Here is a 17,309-nt window from a genome sequence, read left to right as displayed (position 1 = left end):
GGACGCGGCCGGAAGCTTGGTTGCGGTGATGACCGGATTGCGGCCGTGAACTAATCGATCGGGATCGGGCGATGGATCGTCGGAGTCACGTATTCGTCGGGCTCGGCGTCGTCAGGCTTTGGTCAGTCTGTGGTTTGTGGTCCGGGGTCAGACTTGGCGCAGGTCCTCCATGGTCACGGTCGTGCCCGGCAGGACGGATCGGGCCGGAGCCCGCAGCCCGTCCAGGAACAGCTGCAGATGGCGGTGTACGAACCGGTCGGCGCTGAGGCATCCCGTGCCGGCCGGGGGCCGGCTGAGCTGGGCCACGGCGACCAGCAGATCCCCGACGCCCACGTCCGGGCGGAGCAGCCCGGCCCCCTTGGCCCGGTCCATGAGCTCTCCGACGATCCGCTCGACACGCTCCCGAGCGGCTTCCAGATCGGGGTGGTGCTCGTCGAAGGTGCTGGAGATCATCGGGCACAGGGCGGTGATCCGCTCGTCGGCGGAGACGTGCACGAAGCGCTCCAGCGCCTCGAAGGCGTCGCCGGTCTCCGCGAGGGCCTGCTCCGCCGCCCGCACCGTACGGTCCATGACCGAGCAGACGACCTCGCGGACGAGGGCGTCGCGGTCGGGGAAGTTCCGGTACACCGTGGCGTTGCCGACGCCGGCCCGGCGGGCGATCTCGTCGAGCGGGGCGTCGGGGCCGTGCTCGACGAACATCTCCCGGGCGGCGGTGACGATCCGCTCCCGGTTGCGCAGGGCGTCGGCGCGGGGCCGGGCTGATTTGCGCGCTGCGGGGTGCGGAGAAGTCACGGTCTGCACGGCGTACTCCTCGGTCGGGTCGCGGAAGGCGATGCGGTCGGTCTACTGGCCTGGCGCCGATCCGGCTTGCCGGTGCTGATCCGGCTTGCCGTTGGCGATCCGGATGCGATCCGGGGAAGTAATCCCCGTTTCGCTCGGACACAGGTCTAAACGGGGAAACGATCCCCGGTTATTTCCCACCCCGAGGAGATTCCATGTGAGCTAGGTCACACCACTACCGGCGGGAAACCCACGATCGGCCTCTCCAGCGCGCGCCAACAGCCCCGGCGACCCAGGGTGATCGAAAGGGTGCAGCCGGAGACCGGTGGCTGCCGTGGAGCGAGAGGTCCATGCATGCAGCCGCCGCCGATCTCCCGCCGGATACGCCCGCGCCGCGTGGCGGCCCTCACGGCCGTGACCGCGCTGATCCTCGCGGTCAGCACCTCGGCCGGGACCGGTCACCTCACGGCGGGCCCCACCTCGCGCGGGGCGGGCCCCATCTCACTCGCCCGCACCCCCGCCCTCAGCCCCTGTCTGATCAGCGGCAACCTGGACGTCCAGATGACGGAGGGCGTCCCCACCCCCGGCGGCTACTCCCGCTCCACCGGCACCGTCCACGCGCTGACCCTGATGGTCGACTTCCCCGACGCGCCCGGTGAGGGCGACGCGCTCGACCGCTTCCACGAGTTCTTCCCGCAGACCCAGGAGTGGTTCCGCACCGCCTCCTACGGCCGCCTCGACTACCGCCCCGAGACCCCGATCCCGCACTGGCTGCGGATGCCCAAGCCGTTCGCGGCGTACGGCATAGAGCGCGGCGCCCCCTTCGACCCCGGCTACCGCCTGCTGGTCCAGGACATCGTGGCCGCCGCCGACCCCGAGGTGGACTTCCGCTCGTACGACCTGCTGAACGTGCTGGTGACCTCCAACGCGGGCCCCTCCGCCCTGGACACCGTGCTGTCCGTGACCTTCGCCGGCAACGCCGAGGCACCCGTCGCCGACGGCGTCCCCGTCGCCAACGCATCGTTCGTCTACTCCCGCCAGGACGACGGCTCCGGCACCTACGACCGGACCGGCTACCGGGTGCTCCCGCACGAGAACGGCCATGTCTTCGGCCTGCCCGACCTCTACACCCAGGACGGCGGGGGCGCGGTCGGCCACTGGGACATCATGAGCGAGGACTGGGGCGCCAACAACGACCTGCTCGGCTGGCACAAGTGGAAGCTGGGCTGGCTGGACGTGAAGCAGGTGAGCTGTGCGGCGGCCCGGGGCAGCAAGGAGTACACGCTGACACCGCTGTTCCGCACCGGCGGCCACAAGCTGATCTTCGTGCCGATCACCGCCCGCAGCGGCTACGCCGTCGAACTGCGCGCCCGGGGCGGCAACGACGAGACCGTCTGCCACCCGGGCGTCCTCATCTACCGGGTCGACGCGAACGTCGACACCGGCCGCGGCCCCATCACCGTCTACGACGCCCACCGCGGCACCGGCGGCTGCACCCGCAGCCCCAACGTCCACGCGGAACTCTCCGACGCAACCTTCGCCCCCGGCGAGACCTTCAAGGACCCACGCAGGGGAATCACCATCGCGGTAACGGCAGCGGACCTGGCCGGCGACTACAAGGTGCGGGTGACGCGGAGATAGCCAGGCGGGCAGGGCATCACGCCAGGACACACCACAACACCAGGCATACGACCGGCCGCACCCGGGAGCCCCACGTACTCCACCTGGTCCCCGAACTCACGACCGGGCAACCCGAACCCAGAGGGCCCCACACAGAGCGTCCCGCGTCCCACGTACCACCGCCCCGCCCCCCACACTCCCCCCAACCAAATCCGGTACGCTGACGCCTGTGACCCAAGCGGCCACGATCCGCCTTCGTAGCTCAGGGGATAGAGCACCGCTCTCCTAAAGCGGGTGTCGCAGGTTCGAATCCTGCCGGGGGCACCATGCCTGACCAGGCACGATGTACCAGAAAGGCCCCTCGGAAGTGATCTCCGAGGGGCTTTTTGGCCGTGCATGGCAACGACTGGGAACGCGCCGTCAGGCAAAATCCTCCCCGGGCGCTGGGCGTCTCCGCCGGTTTCGCCTCGGCCTTCACACAGTCGGCGCAGGGGTGGGAGCCTCCGGCCCCGAGATCTGGGGCTGGCACGGCCGCACCCTCAGCAGCCGCGTCGACCACCCTGACCGAGGCGCCTGCTGGCTCAGGCTGTCCCCGCATTCGCCCACCGCGTGCCCGACACCTTCCCGTGCTCAATACGGAGCCCGGACGCGTCGCACAGATCATCGTCATCACCGAGCTGCTGCAGTCAGCATCGCGCGGAGTCCATCCCGAACTTGTCCCCGCATTGCGCGCCCGCCCGAAAGGCCCGCGGGTGCCCGAGGGCGCGGACCCGCGCTCCTCGGCCCGTTTTCCGGCGCTCACTGCAGCCCTGTCGTCGGACTCATGAGAGATGGCGCTTCGGTGTTATGCGGTGTCGGGGTTGACAAGGACGATCTTGCCGATGTGGTGGGCGTCCAGGATCCGGTGCGCTTCGGCGGCCTCGGTCAGGGGCAGGGTGCGGTCGATGACCGGCTGTACGGATCCGTTCTCGATCAGGGGCCACACGTGGTCCTGGACCTCGGCCACGATGGCCGCTTTCTGCCCGGTCGGGCGGGAGCGCAGGGTGGTCCCGTGTACGGACGCGCGCTTGAAGAGGAGTTCGGCGAGGTTGAGTTCGCCCTCCAGGCCGTTCTGCAGACCGATGATGACCAGTCGCCCGTCGGGGGCCAGGGAGTGGACGTTGCGCTTGAGGTAGTGGCCACCGATGACGTCGAGGATCACGTCGTACGGGCCGTGCTCGGCGAAGTCCTCGGTGCGGTAGTTGATCGCGAGGTCGGCACCGAGGTCTCGCACCCTGGCGGCCTGCTCGGGACCACCGACAGTGGTGACGACGCGGGCGCCGCGGGCCTTGGCGATCTGGATGGCCATCGTGCCGATGCCGCCGGCTCCGCCATGTATGAGGAAGGTTTCGCCCGCCTTCAGAGCACCGGTCATGAAAACGTTCGACCACACCGTGGCGGCGGCTTCCGGCAGGGCCGCCGCTTCGACAAGGCTGATGCCCTTGGGCACCGTGAGCAGCTGCCCGGCAGGGACGGCGACCTTCTGCGCATACCCGCCTCCGGCAAGCAACGCGCATACTTCGTCGCCCGGTTGCCACTGGGTCACGCCCTCGCCGATGGCGCTGATCCGGCCCGAGACCTCCAGTCCCGGGTAGGGCGACGCTCCCGGCGGGACCGGGTACAACCCCATCCGCTGTGCGACATCCGCTCGGTTGACCGCGCCGGCCACCACATCCACGATGACCTCGCCTGCGGCCGGGGACGGGGCCTCGACCTCGATCCACTCCAGGACCTCCGGCCCACCGGGTTCCTTGATCGAAATTGCCTTCATGTCTCTCCTGTTCGCGCACCTGATGGGTGGCGGTGCGTACGCCTGCCAGGCGTCGTCGTACGCGCGTAGACCGGGCCTTCAGCCATCGGTTGCCTGAGGCGGGGCATCGGTCGGCTCCGTGCCGATGCGGATATGGAAACGGGTGCGGGTGCTCCACTACGTCATGTCAGCTTCTTCAGGATTGCGGCCGCGGCCGGTCCGGCGGAGGCGGGGTTCTGGCCAGTCACCAGATTGCGGTCGACGACCACGTTCGGGGCCCATGGCTCGCCCTCCTGGTAGTCGGCGCCGATCTCGACCAGGCGGTCCTGGAGCAGCCACTTGGCGTTGGCGGCCAGGCCGGCCTGGGTCTCCTCCGCGTTGCTGAAGCCGGTGAGGCGGTAGCCGGCGAAGGCGTTGCCGCTATCGGTCAGGGTCGCGGCCAGCAGTGCGGCCGGGGCGTGGCAGACCACGCCGAGCGGCTTGCCCGAGGCGAGGGTGTCGATGAGGAGCCTGCCGGAGATGGCGTCGACGGCCAGGTCCTCCATCGGGCCGTGGCCACCGGGGTAGAAGACGGCAGCGTAGTCGGCGAGATCGACGTCCTCCAGCCTGACGGGGTGCTGGAGCTCGCCGATCGAGGCAACGGCGTCCGCCATCTTCTTCGCGCCCTCCTCGCCGCCGTTGAACTGCGGCGCCAGACTGCCCAGGTCCAGGGGTGGCACGACGCCGCCCGGCGTGGCGATGACGATCTCGTGGCCGGCGGCCGTGAAGGCGAGGTAGGGGGTGACGGCCTCCTCGGCCCAGAAGCCGGTCGGGTGCTTGGTGCCGTCCGCCAGCGTCCAGTGGTCGGCGCCGGTCATCACAAAAAGAATCTTCGACATGGTGCGGTCTCCTGGAGTCGGGTCTATCGGGCGGCGCCTCACAGAGGCGGGCGCCCAGGTCTCTGTACTGGTTACTCGGCCTCGGCCAAGGCAGCGAGAATCAAGTCGCTGACGGCCTTGGTGGACACCGGGTTCTGGCCCGTGATCAGACGGCCGTCGCGCACGGCGTGTGGTGTCATCGGGACGGTGGAGCGCACATACTTGGCGCCCTTCGCGCGCAATTCGTCCTCCAGCAGGAAGGGCACCCTGCCCTTCACACCGGCCAGCCGTTCCTCGACCGTTGCGAAGCCTGTGACGGTGCGGTTCCGTACGAGCGGGTTCCCGTCCGTGTCGCGGAGGTTGATGAGCGCGCAGGCGCCGTGGCAGACCGAGGAGACGATGCCGCCGTGGGCGTAGATGGCCTCGGCTGTTCCCTGCAGGTCCACGCTGTCGGGGAAGTCCCACATCGTGCCGTGACCACCCGTGAAGAAGATCGTGGAGTAGTCGTCCGGATCCGCGTCGGCGACAGAAGAAGTGGCTTTCAGAGCCGTCATGAAGGCCGGGTCGTCGAGATAACCGCGAACCGTCCGGTCGACGAACAAGCGGCCAAGGCTTCGAGGGTCGAGCGGCACCTCGCCGCCCGCCGGGCTCACCACATCCACCGTGTGACCGGCCTTCACCGCCTTGTCATAGAAATGGACCAGTTCAGCCAGCCAAAGGCCGGTCCGGTGCTCGCTCGCCCCGTAGGTGGCCTGATTGGTCACCACCGCCAGAATCTTCTTCTGTCGCACTTTTCCCACGGCTCCTTTGTCGGCCAACTGCACATTCGGAGCAGGGTGTGGCCGAATAACACCGACGGTGATGATCTATAGAACCCACTGCCCCTTGGTCTCGAAACTAAAGGTGCTGAAGTATCCGCGCCAATGAAGAGACCGATACCGGGTATCGATGACCCGATGCCTCGCCCCGAGGACGGGCGGCATGTGACCGCCGCGCGTACCTCGTAGGCTCGGAGCCGTGAGCGATCACAACACTCATGGATCCGGTCCGCTGGACCTGAACCTGCTGCGCACCTTCCTCGCGGTGCACCGCCTGGGCTCCTTCACCGCCGCTGCACGTCAGCTGAGCCTGTCGCAGTCCACCGTCACCACGCAGATCCGGGCACTGGAGAACCGCCTGGGCCGCGAGCTGTTCGAACGCCGGGCGCAAGGCGTCACCCCGCTGCCCCACGCGGACGAACTCGCCACCCGGCTGTCGGCCCCCCTCGACCAGTTGGCCGTCATCACCGGCGAGGAGCCGAGCAGCACCGTCGCACCGGTGCATCTGGCGGGCCCCGCGGAGTTCATGAGCGTGGCCGGCCTCACGGTGCTGGCCCCGCTGGCCGCGCAAGGCGTCCGGCTGCGGGTGGCCATCGGACTGGCCGAACCGCTGCTCGAAGAACTGCGGGCCGGACGCCACGACCTCGTCGTCGCCACGCGGCGGCCCCGCGGCCGGACGCTGCACGCCGAACTCCTCGCCGACGAGGAATTCGTCCTGGTCTCCGCCCCTGTATGGGCCGAACGACTCAAGGGGCAGAACTTGCCCACTGCCCTGGAGAGCCTCCCACTGATCGCCTATGCCGAGGATCTACCCATCGTCCGCCGCTACTGGCGCCACGTCTTCGACCGCCGACTGCACGCCCAGGCCGCGATCACCGTTCCCGACCTGCGCAGCGTCCTCACCGCCGTCACCGTCGGCGCCGGCTGGAGCGTCCTGCCCAGCTACCTGTGCCGCACCGAACTCGCTTCCGGCGCCCTCCGGCTACTGCACCAGCCGGAGGACCCTCCGATCAACACTGCCTACCTCGTCCAACGCCCGGGCAGTTCCACCAACCCACACGTGACACTCGTCCGCGAGCACCTACTGGCCGCTGCGAAGAGGGCCTGGTGAACCGGCCCAGCGGCGCCGACCCAACTCGACGCAATCAGCGACGCAGATCCACCCAGGATGGCGAAGGCGAGGAAGACGCGCGCCGGGCTGGGCATTCAGCACGACAGCGGAGCTGGGCGCCCTCTGGCGACCGCCTGGGTACGTCCAGCGCGCATGAACCCGGGAAGGGCATCGCCCCATAAACGGTATGTCTCCCGGAAGCGAATCCGGCCCTCGAAGCCGCGCTGGAGGCGACGTATCCCTAGGTCAGAGCCGCGCGCCCGCCCAAGCGCGGTCGCTTCCCCAGCTGAGAGCGCGGGTGGCTCGGGCCGCACCCGAACCGGTCGGCGCGCCACCTGCCTTTTCGGTGGCCTCGCGCGGCCACAACGTCAGGGCGAACAGCACCAGCAAGGGGCCGGTTCCGGGGTCGGTGGCGTGACCGGTGAGGAGTCCGCCGAGGTCCTGGCCGAGGATGCCGGTGGCGAGCGCCAGCCCGATGCCCGCTGAGAGCGCCCAACGCCGTGTGCGCTGGGCCAGCACGCCCATGCCGATCGCGATCTGCAGCAGCCCGAAGACGACCGCGAAGAGAATGCCGCGGCCTGTGAACAGCCCGCCGACCGCGTGGTTGACCGCCGCGACAACGGCCGGTTCGTCCTCTCCGGCATTGGTCAGCTGGGCGCCGGGCACGTGGCTGGCGGGCTCCAGCTCCAACGCCGCCGTGCCGATCCACAGGACCAGCCACGACCAGCGCGCCACAGTCCCGCCCAAGAGGCCACCGTCCGCGATGCTCTGCCCGCTTCGTGCGCTGCGGTCGCGTCGGGGCCACAGCGCGATGGCGATCAGCGCGTAGAGCAGGGCCGCACCAGGGGCACCCGTCAGCAGGCTCGTGCCGCCCATGAACAGGCCGCCAAAGCCCTCACCGACAACCCACACCGCCAGCGCCCACAGGATCGACAGCCCCAGAGCCAGACGGGCAGTACGCCGCCACAGCAGTCCCACCCCGAGCGCGACCTGCAACGAAGCGAACAACGGGTTCCACACGGCAGGGTGAGCGGCGAGCATGCTCGTCAGGGCGTACTCGACCGTGGCCACCGGCCCCGGCAGGCCCATGTTCGCCATACCCAGCGTGTCGACGAAGAAGCCTCGGGTGAACATGGACGGCTGGAACTGCAGCGCCCCGTCCACCAGCCACAGCACTCCTAGCGTGATCTCCACACCGCGCCGGGACAACTGGTGGCGCCGCCACCAGGAAACCGCAACCCCACCCAGTTCCTCGGCCTGCCCGCGTCGCCCGCCGAGCAGACGCTGGGTGAAAAAGCCCAGGTCCCGCAGGCCGTCCATTCCCATGACCCAGCTCCTCGGATCCCGTGTCTCACCTTTCCTACGAACGAGAAGCATCAAAGGATGGCTGCTCACCGAGAAGGGCAAAGCCCAGCCCACATCCAGGGCACATAGGCATGGGGGCCGGCGCTGATCCATGAGAACTACGGAGAGGCGTATTCCCAGGTCAGTGCATATTTCACCAAGAACCCCCAGTGGCGGGTTGTTCCTCAGCTGCCCATGGCGAGCCCGACTGGCTTCGCAGATCAGCCCGAGCCGCCAACCTGTGCGCAAGCGTTCTGGTAGAAGCGCCCGGGGCCGCTGCCGCCGAGGTCAAACCCCGCGGGAATGCTGACGACGCCGAGCCGGCGGGCCTGTAGGCCCTGGAAGCAGCGGACGTCGCCGGCCCTGAACGCGGTGATGCGGTCCCTGAGCCAGTACCGAGGGCCGTTCAGCCGATCGCCGGGGCGGTGGTGGCTCGGCCGAGTGCCGAATCGTCAGGCGACACGGGTCGGCGGGAGACACTCCCAGGTCGCGTCGATCACCTCGGGGCGGGGCCGGTACATGCGAAGGGCCACGAACCAGGTGCCGTCCTTCGCGGTGGGCAGCCAGTTGGCCTCCTTGCCCTGGTCGGGCGGCTCACTCTGCAGGTGGATGGTCAGTCCGCCGTCCGCGTCCCACTGCAGGCCGGTGCTGCGGTCTCCCACCGAGTAGCGGTCGGCCGGGTTGGGGATGAGGTTCATGTCCTCCCCGTAGGCGGTCAACGCCAGAAGGCTTCGACCGGTGGCAGGGCGTCGCTGGGGAAGTGCAGTTCGTACCGGCCTTCTGAGGCCAGCTTGTTGCCGTCCGCGTCGTCGTAGTTGAGCAAGTAGACCGCTTCGGCAGGGTCGTTGGCGGCGACGCCGATCAGCGACTGGTCGGCGTCGCGTTTGAGGAAGAGGAAGCGGTCGCCGAAGCGTCCCACCTGCGGGGGCGGATAGCGCCAGCCGTGGACAAGGTGGGCCCAGTCGCCGCTGAGGATCTGCTCTTTGAGCAGGGGGAACGCCGACAGCGGCGGCCCGGTTCAGGCTTCGTTTGACCGCGTCGGGCTGAGCCTCGACGTCATGCCCCGCAGATGATCCCGGTCCTGGAACGTATTCGGGTGCCTCGTCCGGCCGAGGGACATCCCCGCACCCGGCCGGACCACCTGAGCGGCGGCAAAGCGTACTCCTCACGCCGCAACCGCCGATATCTGCGGCGTCGACAGATCAAGCACACCATCCCCGAACGCACGCCGTGACCAGCAGGTTCATCGCCAACGCCGTGGCAGCAGCGGTGGTAGGCCCATCGGCTTTGACCCGGCACGCTATGCCCGCAGGAACGAGGTCGAGCGCCTGATCAACCGGTTGAAGACCTACCGGGCTGTCGCCACGCGCTTTGACAAGAGGGCGTACGTCTCTGACTCGCTGGACAGTCCCTAGCTGTTGCCGTCCACCAACGCGGCCACCAGGCGCGTCATAGGGGGCCGTGGGTCAGGCGTGCCCGGCCAGCTGGTCATCAGGAGGTGGTGGGCGGTGCCGACGATAGCGAGGCTCACCGTGCACGGGTCGACATCCTCCGCCACCCGGCCGAGTTTCTGCTCGTCCTTCAGGTAGCCGGTGATGGCCTCCTGGATCGCGGTGAACCCGGGCGCCCCTCCTTCCAGGGCCTTGCGGATGCGCAGCGCGGCGGCGGGGCGTGTCATGGCCAGGCCCGAGATGGCGGGACCGCCGGAGTCGAACAGCGCGAGGGCGACAGTTTCAAGGTTCCGCGCCACCGTGCCCTGTCCGGCGAGCCCCGACAGTGCCTGCGCCTTCGCCGCCGTCCCTGCGAATCGGTCGAGGCAGAGCTCCGCCACGAACTCATCGAACCCCGCAAAGTGAGCATGCAACAGCCCCTTGGCGCAGCCCGCCTCGGTCGTGACGGACCGGCTGGTGAGCGCACCGGGCCCATCCCTTTCCACGACGCGCTCAGCGGCCGCGAAAAGCCGCTCACGTACGTCCGGCGTCGCCACTCCGCGCGGTGACATGGGACCCCTTCCGTTCCGCCTCCGCCGCCCACAAAGGGGCACCGCCCCTGGATAGTAGCGGGGGATTGCCAGTATGGGCACGCGCCCATATTGTTTGGGCGCATGCCCATTCTCCGTCTTCCGTCACAGGAGGCACCCGTGCCAGACATCGTCAATACTGAGCAGGCTCAGGCGTGGAACGGCCCCGAAGGAGCCCACTGGGCCCGCAACCAGGACCGCTGGAACGCCGTGAACGAGGGTTTCAACGAGCCCCTCCTCGACGCCGCCGGAATCGCCGAGGATCACCGGACCCTCGACCTTGGCTGCGGCTCGGGGCAGACCACGCGTCTCGCTGCGCTCCGGGCGCCCCAAGGGCGTGCGCTGGGCCTTGACCTGTCAGGCCCGATGCTGGCCGAGGCCCGGGCCTGCGCGGAGCGAGAGGGCATCACCAACGCCTCCTTCACACAAGGCGACGCGCAGGTGCACGCCTTCGAGGCGGGCACGTTCGACGCGGCGATCAGCCGCTACGGGGTGATGTTCTTCGCCGACCCCGTAGCGGCATTCGGCAACGTCGGCCGGGCGCTGCGACCCGGCGGGCGCCTGACGTTCGTCTGCCCGGCCGATGCCGCGCTCAACGACTGGGTGATGGCGATGGCGGCACTGCGCGACTTCCTGCCGGTCGGCGACTTCGGGCAGCCGGGGCTGCCCGGCATGTTCTCCCTGGCCGCGCCGGACCGCATCCGCGACGTCCTCACCGCAGCTGGATTCACCGGCATCACCATCAACCAGACGCAGGCCTACGGGGCATGGGGACACGGAGCCGAGGACGCGGCGAAGTTCCTGCTGGGAACGGGACCCGGTCGTCACCTGACAGAGCAGGCCGACGCGACTGCACAGGCCCTCGCCCGCCGCACCCTGACGGACCATCTGCGCGACCACGAGGCGACGGACGGCACGGTCCGGCTGCGCAGCACGTCGTGGCTGGTCACGGCGGACCGCCCGGCCGACTCGTCGGACAGGCCCTAGCAGTACTTCGGCACGAACGACCCCCCTATCTGCTCACCCTCGCCTGGCTGTTGAAGCCCGGCGGGTGCGTGGCGTTGTCGTACCCGCGCCCCGAGAGGAACCGGGAGCACCGAGCCCCCGGACCACCTGAAGCCGTACTGAGAGGCGGACTTCTGCGCGTTCCACTCCCCGATGAATTTCCACTCCCCGATGCATAGGGCACGCCTGGCGCTTGGCTGCCGCATGGCACCGGGGCCACGGGCGCCACCCGGGTTCGGCCGTTCCTCGTGGTGGCCGCGACGTCCGCCAGGGATGTGCGGCTGCCGTGTCACGTGTGGTCAAGGCTCCATGTGGAGATCGGCCCATCGCGTGGTCCTCTCGGGGTGGCAAGAAATTCCGTTTCGTACGGAGAGGCCCGCGACGATGCCGGTCCCGCGACCGTTTTCGTTGTGTTCGACGGGATGGGGGCCGTCGGGCCATGGACGTCGTTGGGGCACCGGCCCCGCGTCGGTGACTTCGATGCGGAGGGCGCGGCGGCTGCCGACCTCGGGCAGGGACAACCGCAGCACTGCCGGCGGCAGTGCGTGGACGATCGCGTTGGTGGTCAGCTCCGAGATCACCAGGAGGGCGTCGTCGACTGTCGGAGTGGGCACGCGCCACTGGTCCAGGACGGTGCGTGCCCGGCGGCGTACGGCGGAGACGGCCTCGGGGATGTGCGGCACCGCGCAGACGTGCTCGACCCGCGAGGGCGGGGCCATATGGGCGTCAGGGGTGCTCGTCGCAGGGACGCTCACGCTCGGCCACCTCCACTTGTCTTTGCTTCTCATGTCGGAAGCGGTGGGGGTTTCGTGCCGCTGGCGGCGTCGGGTTACTCGGCGCCGGCGAGGATCTCGGCCAATGCCGTGACGGCCTGTTCGGCGTCGTGGCCTTCGGCGCGGACGGTCACGCTGCTTCCGGCGGTGGCACCCAGGCCCATCACGGCGAGGACGCCGGTCGGATTGACCGTCCGGTCGGCGTACTCCAGCTGTATGGCACTGGTGAATGCGGCTGCGGCCCGGGCGAGTTGGCCTGCGGGCCGGGCGTGGAGGTTGGCGGGCAGGACGACCGCCGTCTCATGCCTGGAACTGGAAGTGGTCGTGGTGCTCGTGGTGGTGGAGTCAGAGCTTGTGGACATGGCGGGCCTCCTTGGCGGCCTCGGTGACGGTCTTGAGGTCGGCACCGGATGCGGCGGTGACGACGGCTGCGACGGCTCCTTCGACGAAGGGCGCGTCGACGATCAGCACGTCGGGGCGGGGGTGGTCTTCCAGGACGGTGCGGGCGGTCAGCACGGAGCTGCCGAGGTCGGGCAGGACGACGACGCCCTGGCCGCGGTCGACGCTGCGGATGGCGGCGAGGACGAGGTCGTAGCTGGTGCCGATCCGGCCGTCGTCGGTGCCTCCGGCCGTGGCGAGGGGGACGGTGTCGGAGCCGATCTGCTCCACCAGCAGGCGAAGGCCCGAGGCGAGCTCGGCGCTGTGGGACACGAGTACGATGCCGACAGATGCGCTCATGAACAGTTACGTTAGATCTCGGAACGCTGTTCATCAATAGTGAACGAGGGAGAATTTTTCGATGGTGCAGGCGGTACACCGGGCGGTGCAGATCCTGCGGGAGCTCGCGTCCACCGGGCCCCGGCTGGGCGTGACCGAGCTGGCGGACCGCCTGGGCGTGGCCAAGCCGACCGTGCATGCGCTGCTGCGCACGCTGGAGGCCGAGGGGCTGGTGGTGCAGGACCGGGACAGCTCGAAGTACCAGCTAGGACCGGACCTGGTACAGCTCGGCAACGCCTACCTGGACACACAGGAGCTGCGCACCCGCTCGCTGACCTGGGCGGACCAGCTCGCGAACCGGGCGAACGAGGCGGTCTGGGTGGCCGTGCTCAACGGTGACCACGTCCTGGTGGTGCACCATGCCTTCCGGCCCGAGGGCGCGGTGCAGATCCTTGAGGTGGGCGCCAGTATTCCGTGGAGCACGTGCGCCCTGGGCAAGGCCATCGTGGCCTTCGTTCCGGCCGGCGAGCGGCAGCGGCTGCTCGCGGCCGAGCCGGCCGTGCTCACCGGCGCCAGCATCACCGACCCGGAGGTGCTGGCGGGTCAGTTGAAGGAGGTCCTCAGGACCGGGTATGCGGTCGAGGACCAGGAGTCGGCCATCGGGGACGCAGGTATCGCCTCCCCTGTCTTCGACCGCTCCGGCGAGGTGGTCGGCGCTCTCGGCATCGTCGGCCCCGTCGAGCGACTGCTGGCCGAATCGGCACGTCAGGAGCTTGCGGTCGCCGTCCGGGAGACCGCCCGCAACCTCTCCCGCGACCTGGGTGCCCCTCGTGGCGCGGCCGCACGCACCACGATGACCTGACCAGCCCCCGTAACCCGGAGGCGGTCGTCCGGTTTCCTGCCCGCCCCCTGATCCAGGCCCCTCGGCACACCGCCGGGGGGCTTTCTTTGTGTCGACGGAACGCGATGGCTGCCGAAGCTCTTGACAGGCCGGAAACGCGGGCTTAATTTCCGGAACAACGTTCATCCATAGTGAACGACCTGCAGCCGGAGACTCGATCCGCCCGGCTTTCCCCTGAGCGGCCGCCAGGTTGCCCCGACCCTGATCAACCTGGCGGCTACCTCCCTTCACAGCCCGCTCCACGCGGAGGAGGTGAGACGCCCGAGCCGCCGCTTCGGCGCTGGGCGCCTTTCATGGAAGAAAACACCTACCCACAAAAGCTTCTGGCCGAGATGCTGGGCACCGCGATGCTGGTGTTCATCGGCGTCGGTTCGGTCCCCGCCACACTCATCGTCAACGGCAAGGCCCCGTTCACCTTCGCCGACCTGGGCATGATCTCGCTGGCGTTCGCCACCGTGGTCATCGCGATGGTCTACGCGATCGGCCACATATCCGGTTGCCAGATCAACCCGGCCATCACCCTGGCGCTGGCCGCGACAAGGAAGATGCCCTGGCGGGACGTCCCCGGGTACGTCGCGGCCCAGGTGGCCGGGGCGGTGCTGGGCGCACTGGCCATCGTCGGGGTGCTGGGGAAGAAAGCGGTCGATGTCGGCCTCGGCATCGCCTCCTACGGCCCCCAGGTCAGTGCTGGACAGGCCTTCTTCGCCGAAGCCGTAGGCACTTTCATGCTCGCCTTCATCGTCTTCGGAGCCATCGACCGCCGCGCGGCGGGTGGCTTCGCGGGCCTGGCCATCGGTCTCGGCGTGTTCGCGATCATCATCCCGGTGGCGCCGGCCACGGCGGCGTCCATCAACCCTGCCAGGACGCTCGGCCCGATGATCACCGGCCAGCTGTTCGACGGCACGGTCCACTGGAACCAGCTGCCGGTCTACCTGGCCGCCGAAGTGCTCGGCGCGGTTGCCGCCGGTTTCCTGTACCTCGCCCTGAACGCCCGCCGTGGCACCGCCACCGAAGCGACGGCCGAGCCGGTCGCTGCTGCTGAAGGAGTCCTGTCATGAAGAAGTTCATCAACGCCCCTGAGGCGGTGCTGGCCGAGGCGCTGTCCGGGATCGCCGCCGCCCACCCCGGACTCAAGGTCGACGCGGAGAACAAGGTGATCTCCCGCGCCGCGGGGACCAAGCCGGGCAAGGTCGCCCTGGTCTCGGGTGGCGGTTCGGGGCACGAGCCCCTGCACGGCGGCTTCGTCGGGCGGGGCATGCTCGACGCCGCCTGCCCCGGCGAGGTCTTCACCTCGCCCGTGCCCGGCCAGATGCTGGCCGCGGCCCAGGCCGTCGACGGTGGCGCGGGCGTGCTGTTCGTCGTGAAGAACTACACCGGCGACGTCCTCAACTTCCAGATGGCCGCCGAACTGGCCGCCGAGGAAGGCATCACCGTGGAGACCGTCCTGGTCGACGACGACGTCGCCGTCCAGGACTCCACCTGGACCGCCGGGCGCCGCGGCACCGGAGCCACCGTCTTCGTCGAGAAGATCGCCGGCGCGCTCGCCGAGCAGGGTGCCGACCTCGCCGCGGTGGCGGAGATGGCCAAGCGGGTCAACGCCGCCTCCCGGTCCTTCGCCGTCGCACTGACCGCCTGCACCACCCCGGCCGCCGGCAAGCCCGGCTTCGACCTGCCCGAGGACGAGATGGAGGTCGGTGTCGGCATCCACGGCGAACCCGGCCGCCGCCGCGAGAAGCTCCGGTCCGCCAAGGAGATCGTGGCGACCGCGCTCGACGCGATCCTCACCGATCAGCCACTGGCGGCCGGTGACGAGACCATCGTCCTGGTCAACGGCCTGGGCGGCACCCCGCTCATCGAGTTGTACGTGGTGTTCAACGAGGTGGCCGCCGCACTGGCGGACAAGGGCGTGCTCGTCGCCCGCACCCTCGTCGGCAACTACGTGACCAGCCTGGACATGGCGGGCGTTTCCCTCACCGTGTGCAAGGCCGATGCCGACATGCTGTCCCTGTGGGACGCTCCCGTGAACACCCCGGCCCTGCGCTGGGGCATCTGAACCGAGCCGGGGGCGGGGCCACGCGCGACGCGAGGGCCCGGCCGGAGCCTTCCCGCTGCAAGCCCGCCCGGACCGCACCCCTCGCGTCTTCCCCCCGCCCCCGGCTCACCCCACCGCCGACCAGCCCCGTACCAACCATGACGCCCAGCCCCGTATCGACCATGAACGGAGACTCCGTGGACACCGACCTCGCCCGCACGTGGGTGCAGGCCATCGCAGCCGCCGTGGACAAGCACAAGGACCACCTCACCCAGCTCGACTCGGCCATCGGCGACGCCGACCACGGCACCAACATGCACCGCGGCTTCTCCGCCGCCGTCACCGCCCTGGCCGACTACGAGCCGGACACCGTCGGGGCCGTACTGATCAAGGCCGGGACCACCCTCATCTCCACCGTCGGTGGCGCCTCCGGGCCGCTCTACGGCGGCGCATTCCGCGCCATGGGCAAGGCCCTGGACATCCTCGCCGCCGACCCACCGCAGTTGGCCGCCGCGCTGGCTGCCGGCCTTGCGAGCATCCAGAAGCTCGGTGCGGCCGCGCCCGGCGACAAGACCATGATCGACGCCTACGCCCCCGCACTGGCCGCCTTCCAGCAACAGGCCGACGCCGGAGCGGACTTGGCTGCCGCGGCCGTGGCCGCCGCCGACGCCGCCGAAGAGGGCATGCGCGCCACCACCCCGATGCAGGCCCGCAAGGGCCGCGCCTCCTACCTCGGTGCCCGCAGCATCGGCCACCAGGACCCGGGCGCCACCTCCACCGCCCTCGTCTTCCGCGCCCTCGCCGAGACACTGGCGGCCCGCGCCGAGTCGCTGGGGGCCCGGTGACCGACCGTCGCACCTACACCGGGCATGTCGCCGCGCCCGGTACAGCCCTCGGTGTCGTCCACCGCACCGACCGGCCGCTCGCCCCGGCGCCATTGCCCCAGCGCGCCGGCGGCGACCCGACGGAGCAGATCACGGACGCCTTCGACGCCGTCGCCACCCGCCTGCTCGACCTGTCCACCTTGCTGCGCGAGCAGGGCAAGGACGAGCAGGCCGACATCATGGAGGTCAACAGCTACATCGCCCAGGACCAGGATCTGCGCGACCAGGCCGTCAAACGCGCGGACGAAGGCCAGCCGATATCCGTTGCCGTCCGCCAGGCCATCGACGCCTACGCCGGAACCATCGCCGCCCTGGACGACCCCACCCTCGCCGAACGCGCCGCAGACGTGCGGCAGGTCGGCCGCCGCGTGCTGGCCCACCTCCACGGCGACACCGGCCCCGCCCCCGACCAGCCCCTCGTCCTGATCGCCCATGAGATCGGCGCAGCCGACCTGCTGGAACCCGGCCAGACGGTGACAGCGGCCATCTCCGTGACGGGCGGCCCGAACTCCCACGCCTCGATCGTCGCCCGCTCGCTGGGCATACCCTTCCTCCTGGCCGTAGACCCCCAGCTGCTCGAACTGCCGGACGGGCAGGAGATCCTGCTCGACGCCGATCAGGCCAACGCGGTCGCCCACCCCGACGACGACGAACGCGC

Annotated in this window: 17 protein-coding genes, 1 tRNA gene and 2 pseudogenes; 10 read left to right on the top strand and 10 right to left on the bottom strand. The window is 69.7% G+C overall.

Features of this window, described 5'->3' with window-relative positions; translation table 11 throughout:
• Positions 1-147 precede the first annotated feature (147 nt).
• Positions 148-801, bottom strand: a complete 654-nt coding sequence (locus tag AB0I54_RS45430) for a TetR/AcrR family transcriptional regulator (protein ID WP_363302270.1) — start codon at positions 799-801, stop codon at positions 148-150.
• Between the two features lie 333 nt (positions 802-1,134).
• Here AB0I54_RS45430 and AB0I54_RS45425 point away from each other — a divergent pair, with 333 nt between their 5' ends.
• Both AB0I54_RS45425 and AB0I54_RS45420 read left to right on the top strand, forming a co-directional pair.
• The gene (locus tag AB0I54_RS45425; RefSeq protein WP_363302269.1) at positions 1,135-2,421 is read left to right on the top strand and encodes a M6 family metalloprotease domain-containing protein; all 1,287 of its coding nucleotides are present in this window, start codon (positions 1,135-1,137) and stop codon (positions 2,419-2,421) included.
• Between the two features lie 230 nt (positions 2,422-2,651).
• Positions 2,652-2,727, top strand: a tRNA-Arg gene (locus AB0I54_RS45420).
• A gap of 517 nt (positions 2,728-3,244) precedes the next feature.
• On the opposite strand, the gene AB0I54_RS45415 is transcribed toward AB0I54_RS45420, so the two are convergent.
• The 3 genes from AB0I54_RS45415 to AB0I54_RS45405 form a co-directional block, all read right to left on the bottom strand.
• Positions 3,245-4,210: an NAD(P)H-quinone oxidoreductase gene (locus AB0I54_RS45415; protein ID WP_363302268.1), complete on the bottom strand. Its 966-nt coding sequence runs from the start codon at positions 4,208-4,210 to the stop codon at positions 3,245-3,247.
• Between the two features lie 161 nt (positions 4,211-4,371).
• On the bottom strand, positions 4,372-5,067 hold the full coding sequence (locus AB0I54_RS45410; protein ID WP_363302267.1) for a type 1 glutamine amidotransferase domain-containing protein: 696 nt from the start codon (positions 5,065-5,067) through the stop codon (positions 4,372-4,374).
• Positions 5,068-5,138: 71 nt separating this feature from the next.
• Positions 5,139-5,837, bottom strand: coding sequence for a type 1 glutamine amidotransferase domain-containing protein (locus AB0I54_RS45405; protein WP_363302266.1), 699 nt, complete (start codon positions 5,835-5,837; stop codon positions 5,139-5,141).
• A 226-nt stretch (positions 5,838-6,063) separates the two neighbouring features.
• On the opposite strand from AB0I54_RS45405, the gene AB0I54_RS45400 reads away from it, so the two are divergent.
• Positions 6,064-6,975, top strand: a complete 912-nt coding sequence (locus tag AB0I54_RS45400; protein ID WP_363302265.1) for a LysR family transcriptional regulator — start codon at positions 6,064-6,066, stop codon at positions 6,973-6,975.
• A gap of 246 nt (positions 6,976-7,221) precedes the next feature.
• On the opposite strand, the gene AB0I54_RS45395 is transcribed toward AB0I54_RS45400, so the two are convergent.
• Both AB0I54_RS45395 and AB0I54_RS45390 read right to left on the bottom strand, forming a co-directional pair.
• Entirely contained in the window at positions 7,222-8,301 is a 1,080-nt protein-coding gene (locus AB0I54_RS45395; protein ID WP_363302263.1) for a hypothetical protein, read from the bottom strand.
• Between the two features lie 470 nt (positions 8,302-8,771).
• Positions 8,772-9,238: pseudogene (locus AB0I54_RS45390) on the bottom strand (DUF1214 domain-containing protein).
• A 141-nt stretch (positions 9,239-9,379) separates the two neighbouring features.
• Between AB0I54_RS45390 and AB0I54_RS45385 the strand changes: the two are divergent.
• A pseudogene (locus AB0I54_RS45385) lies at positions 9,380-9,734 on the top strand (transposase); the annotation flags it as partial.
• On the opposite strand, the gene AB0I54_RS45380 reads toward AB0I54_RS45385, so the two are convergent.
• On the bottom strand, positions 9,731-10,321 hold the full coding sequence (locus AB0I54_RS45380; RefSeq protein WP_363302262.1) for a TetR/AcrR family transcriptional regulator: 591 nt from the start codon (positions 10,319-10,321) through the stop codon (positions 9,731-9,733). The pseudogene AB0I54_RS45385 and the gene AB0I54_RS45380 overlap by 4 nt on opposite strands.
• Positions 10,322-10,459: 138 nt before the next feature.
• Between AB0I54_RS45380 and AB0I54_RS45375 the strand changes: the two genes are divergently transcribed.
• Positions 10,460-11,326: a methyltransferase domain-containing protein gene (locus tag AB0I54_RS45375; protein WP_363302261.1), complete on the top strand. Its 867-nt coding sequence runs from the start codon at positions 10,460-10,462 to the stop codon at positions 11,324-11,326.
• Between the two features lie 317 nt (positions 11,327-11,643).
• Here the strand turns inward: AB0I54_RS45375 and AB0I54_RS45370 are convergent, their stop codons facing one another.
• The 3 genes from AB0I54_RS45370 to dhaM form a co-directional block, all read right to left on the bottom strand.
• The gene (locus AB0I54_RS45370) at positions 11,644-12,099 is read right to left on the bottom strand and encodes an ATP-binding protein (RefSeq protein WP_363302260.1); all 456 of its coding nucleotides are present in this window, start codon (positions 12,097-12,099) and stop codon (positions 11,644-11,646) included.
• Positions 12,100-12,173: 74 nt separating this feature from the next.
• Complete coding sequence (locus tag AB0I54_RS45365; protein WP_363302258.1) at positions 12,174-12,479, bottom strand: HPr family phosphocarrier protein; 306 nt, start codon at positions 12,477-12,479, stop codon at positions 12,174-12,176.
• Positions 12,463-12,855, bottom strand: a complete 393-nt coding sequence (dhaM, locus tag AB0I54_RS45360) for a dihydroxyacetone kinase phosphoryl donor subunit DhaM (protein ID WP_363302257.1) — start codon at positions 12,853-12,855, stop codon at positions 12,463-12,465. The genes AB0I54_RS45365 and dhaM overlap by 17 nt, the downstream gene beginning before the upstream one ends.
• 61 nt (positions 12,856-12,916) lie before the next feature.
• Between dhaM and AB0I54_RS45355 the strand changes: the two genes are divergently transcribed.
• The 5 genes from AB0I54_RS45355 to AB0I54_RS45335 form a co-directional block, all read left to right on the top strand.
• On the top strand, positions 12,917-13,696 hold the full coding sequence (locus AB0I54_RS45355) for an IclR family transcriptional regulator (protein WP_363302256.1): 780 nt from the start codon (positions 12,917-12,919) through the stop codon (positions 13,694-13,696).
• 170 nt (positions 13,697-13,866) lie between these two features.
• Positions 13,867-14,793, top strand: a complete 927-nt coding sequence (locus AB0I54_RS45350; RefSeq protein WP_363302255.1) for an MIP/aquaporin family protein — start codon at positions 13,867-13,869, stop codon at positions 14,791-14,793.
• Positions 14,790-15,788 (top strand): dihydroxyacetone kinase subunit DhaK, encoded by a 999-nt coding sequence (gene dhaK / locus AB0I54_RS45345; protein WP_363302254.1) that lies wholly within the window; start codon positions 14,790-14,792, stop codon positions 15,786-15,788. Before AB0I54_RS45350 ends, dhaK begins: the two co-directional genes overlap by 4 nt.
• A 161-nt stretch (positions 15,789-15,949) precedes the next feature.
• Complete coding sequence (gene dhaL / locus AB0I54_RS45340) at positions 15,950-16,612, top strand: dihydroxyacetone kinase subunit DhaL (protein WP_363302253.1); 663 nt, start codon at positions 15,950-15,952, stop codon at positions 16,610-16,612.
• Positions 16,609-17,309, top strand: a 701-nt coding sequence (locus tag AB0I54_RS45335; protein ID WP_363302252.1) for a phosphoenolpyruvate-utilizing N-terminal domain-containing protein, incomplete at its 3' end; no start/stop codon positions are given. The genes dhaL and AB0I54_RS45335, both read left to right, overlap by 4 nt.

The organism is Streptomyces sp. NPDC050625 (genome assembly GCF_040654755.1).
Lineage (GTDB): Bacteria > Actinomycetota > Actinomycetes > Streptomycetales > Streptomycetaceae > Streptomyces.
Note: the sequence above shows the minus strand (reverse complement) of the source record. Positions and strands in the feature narration are given on the sequence as shown.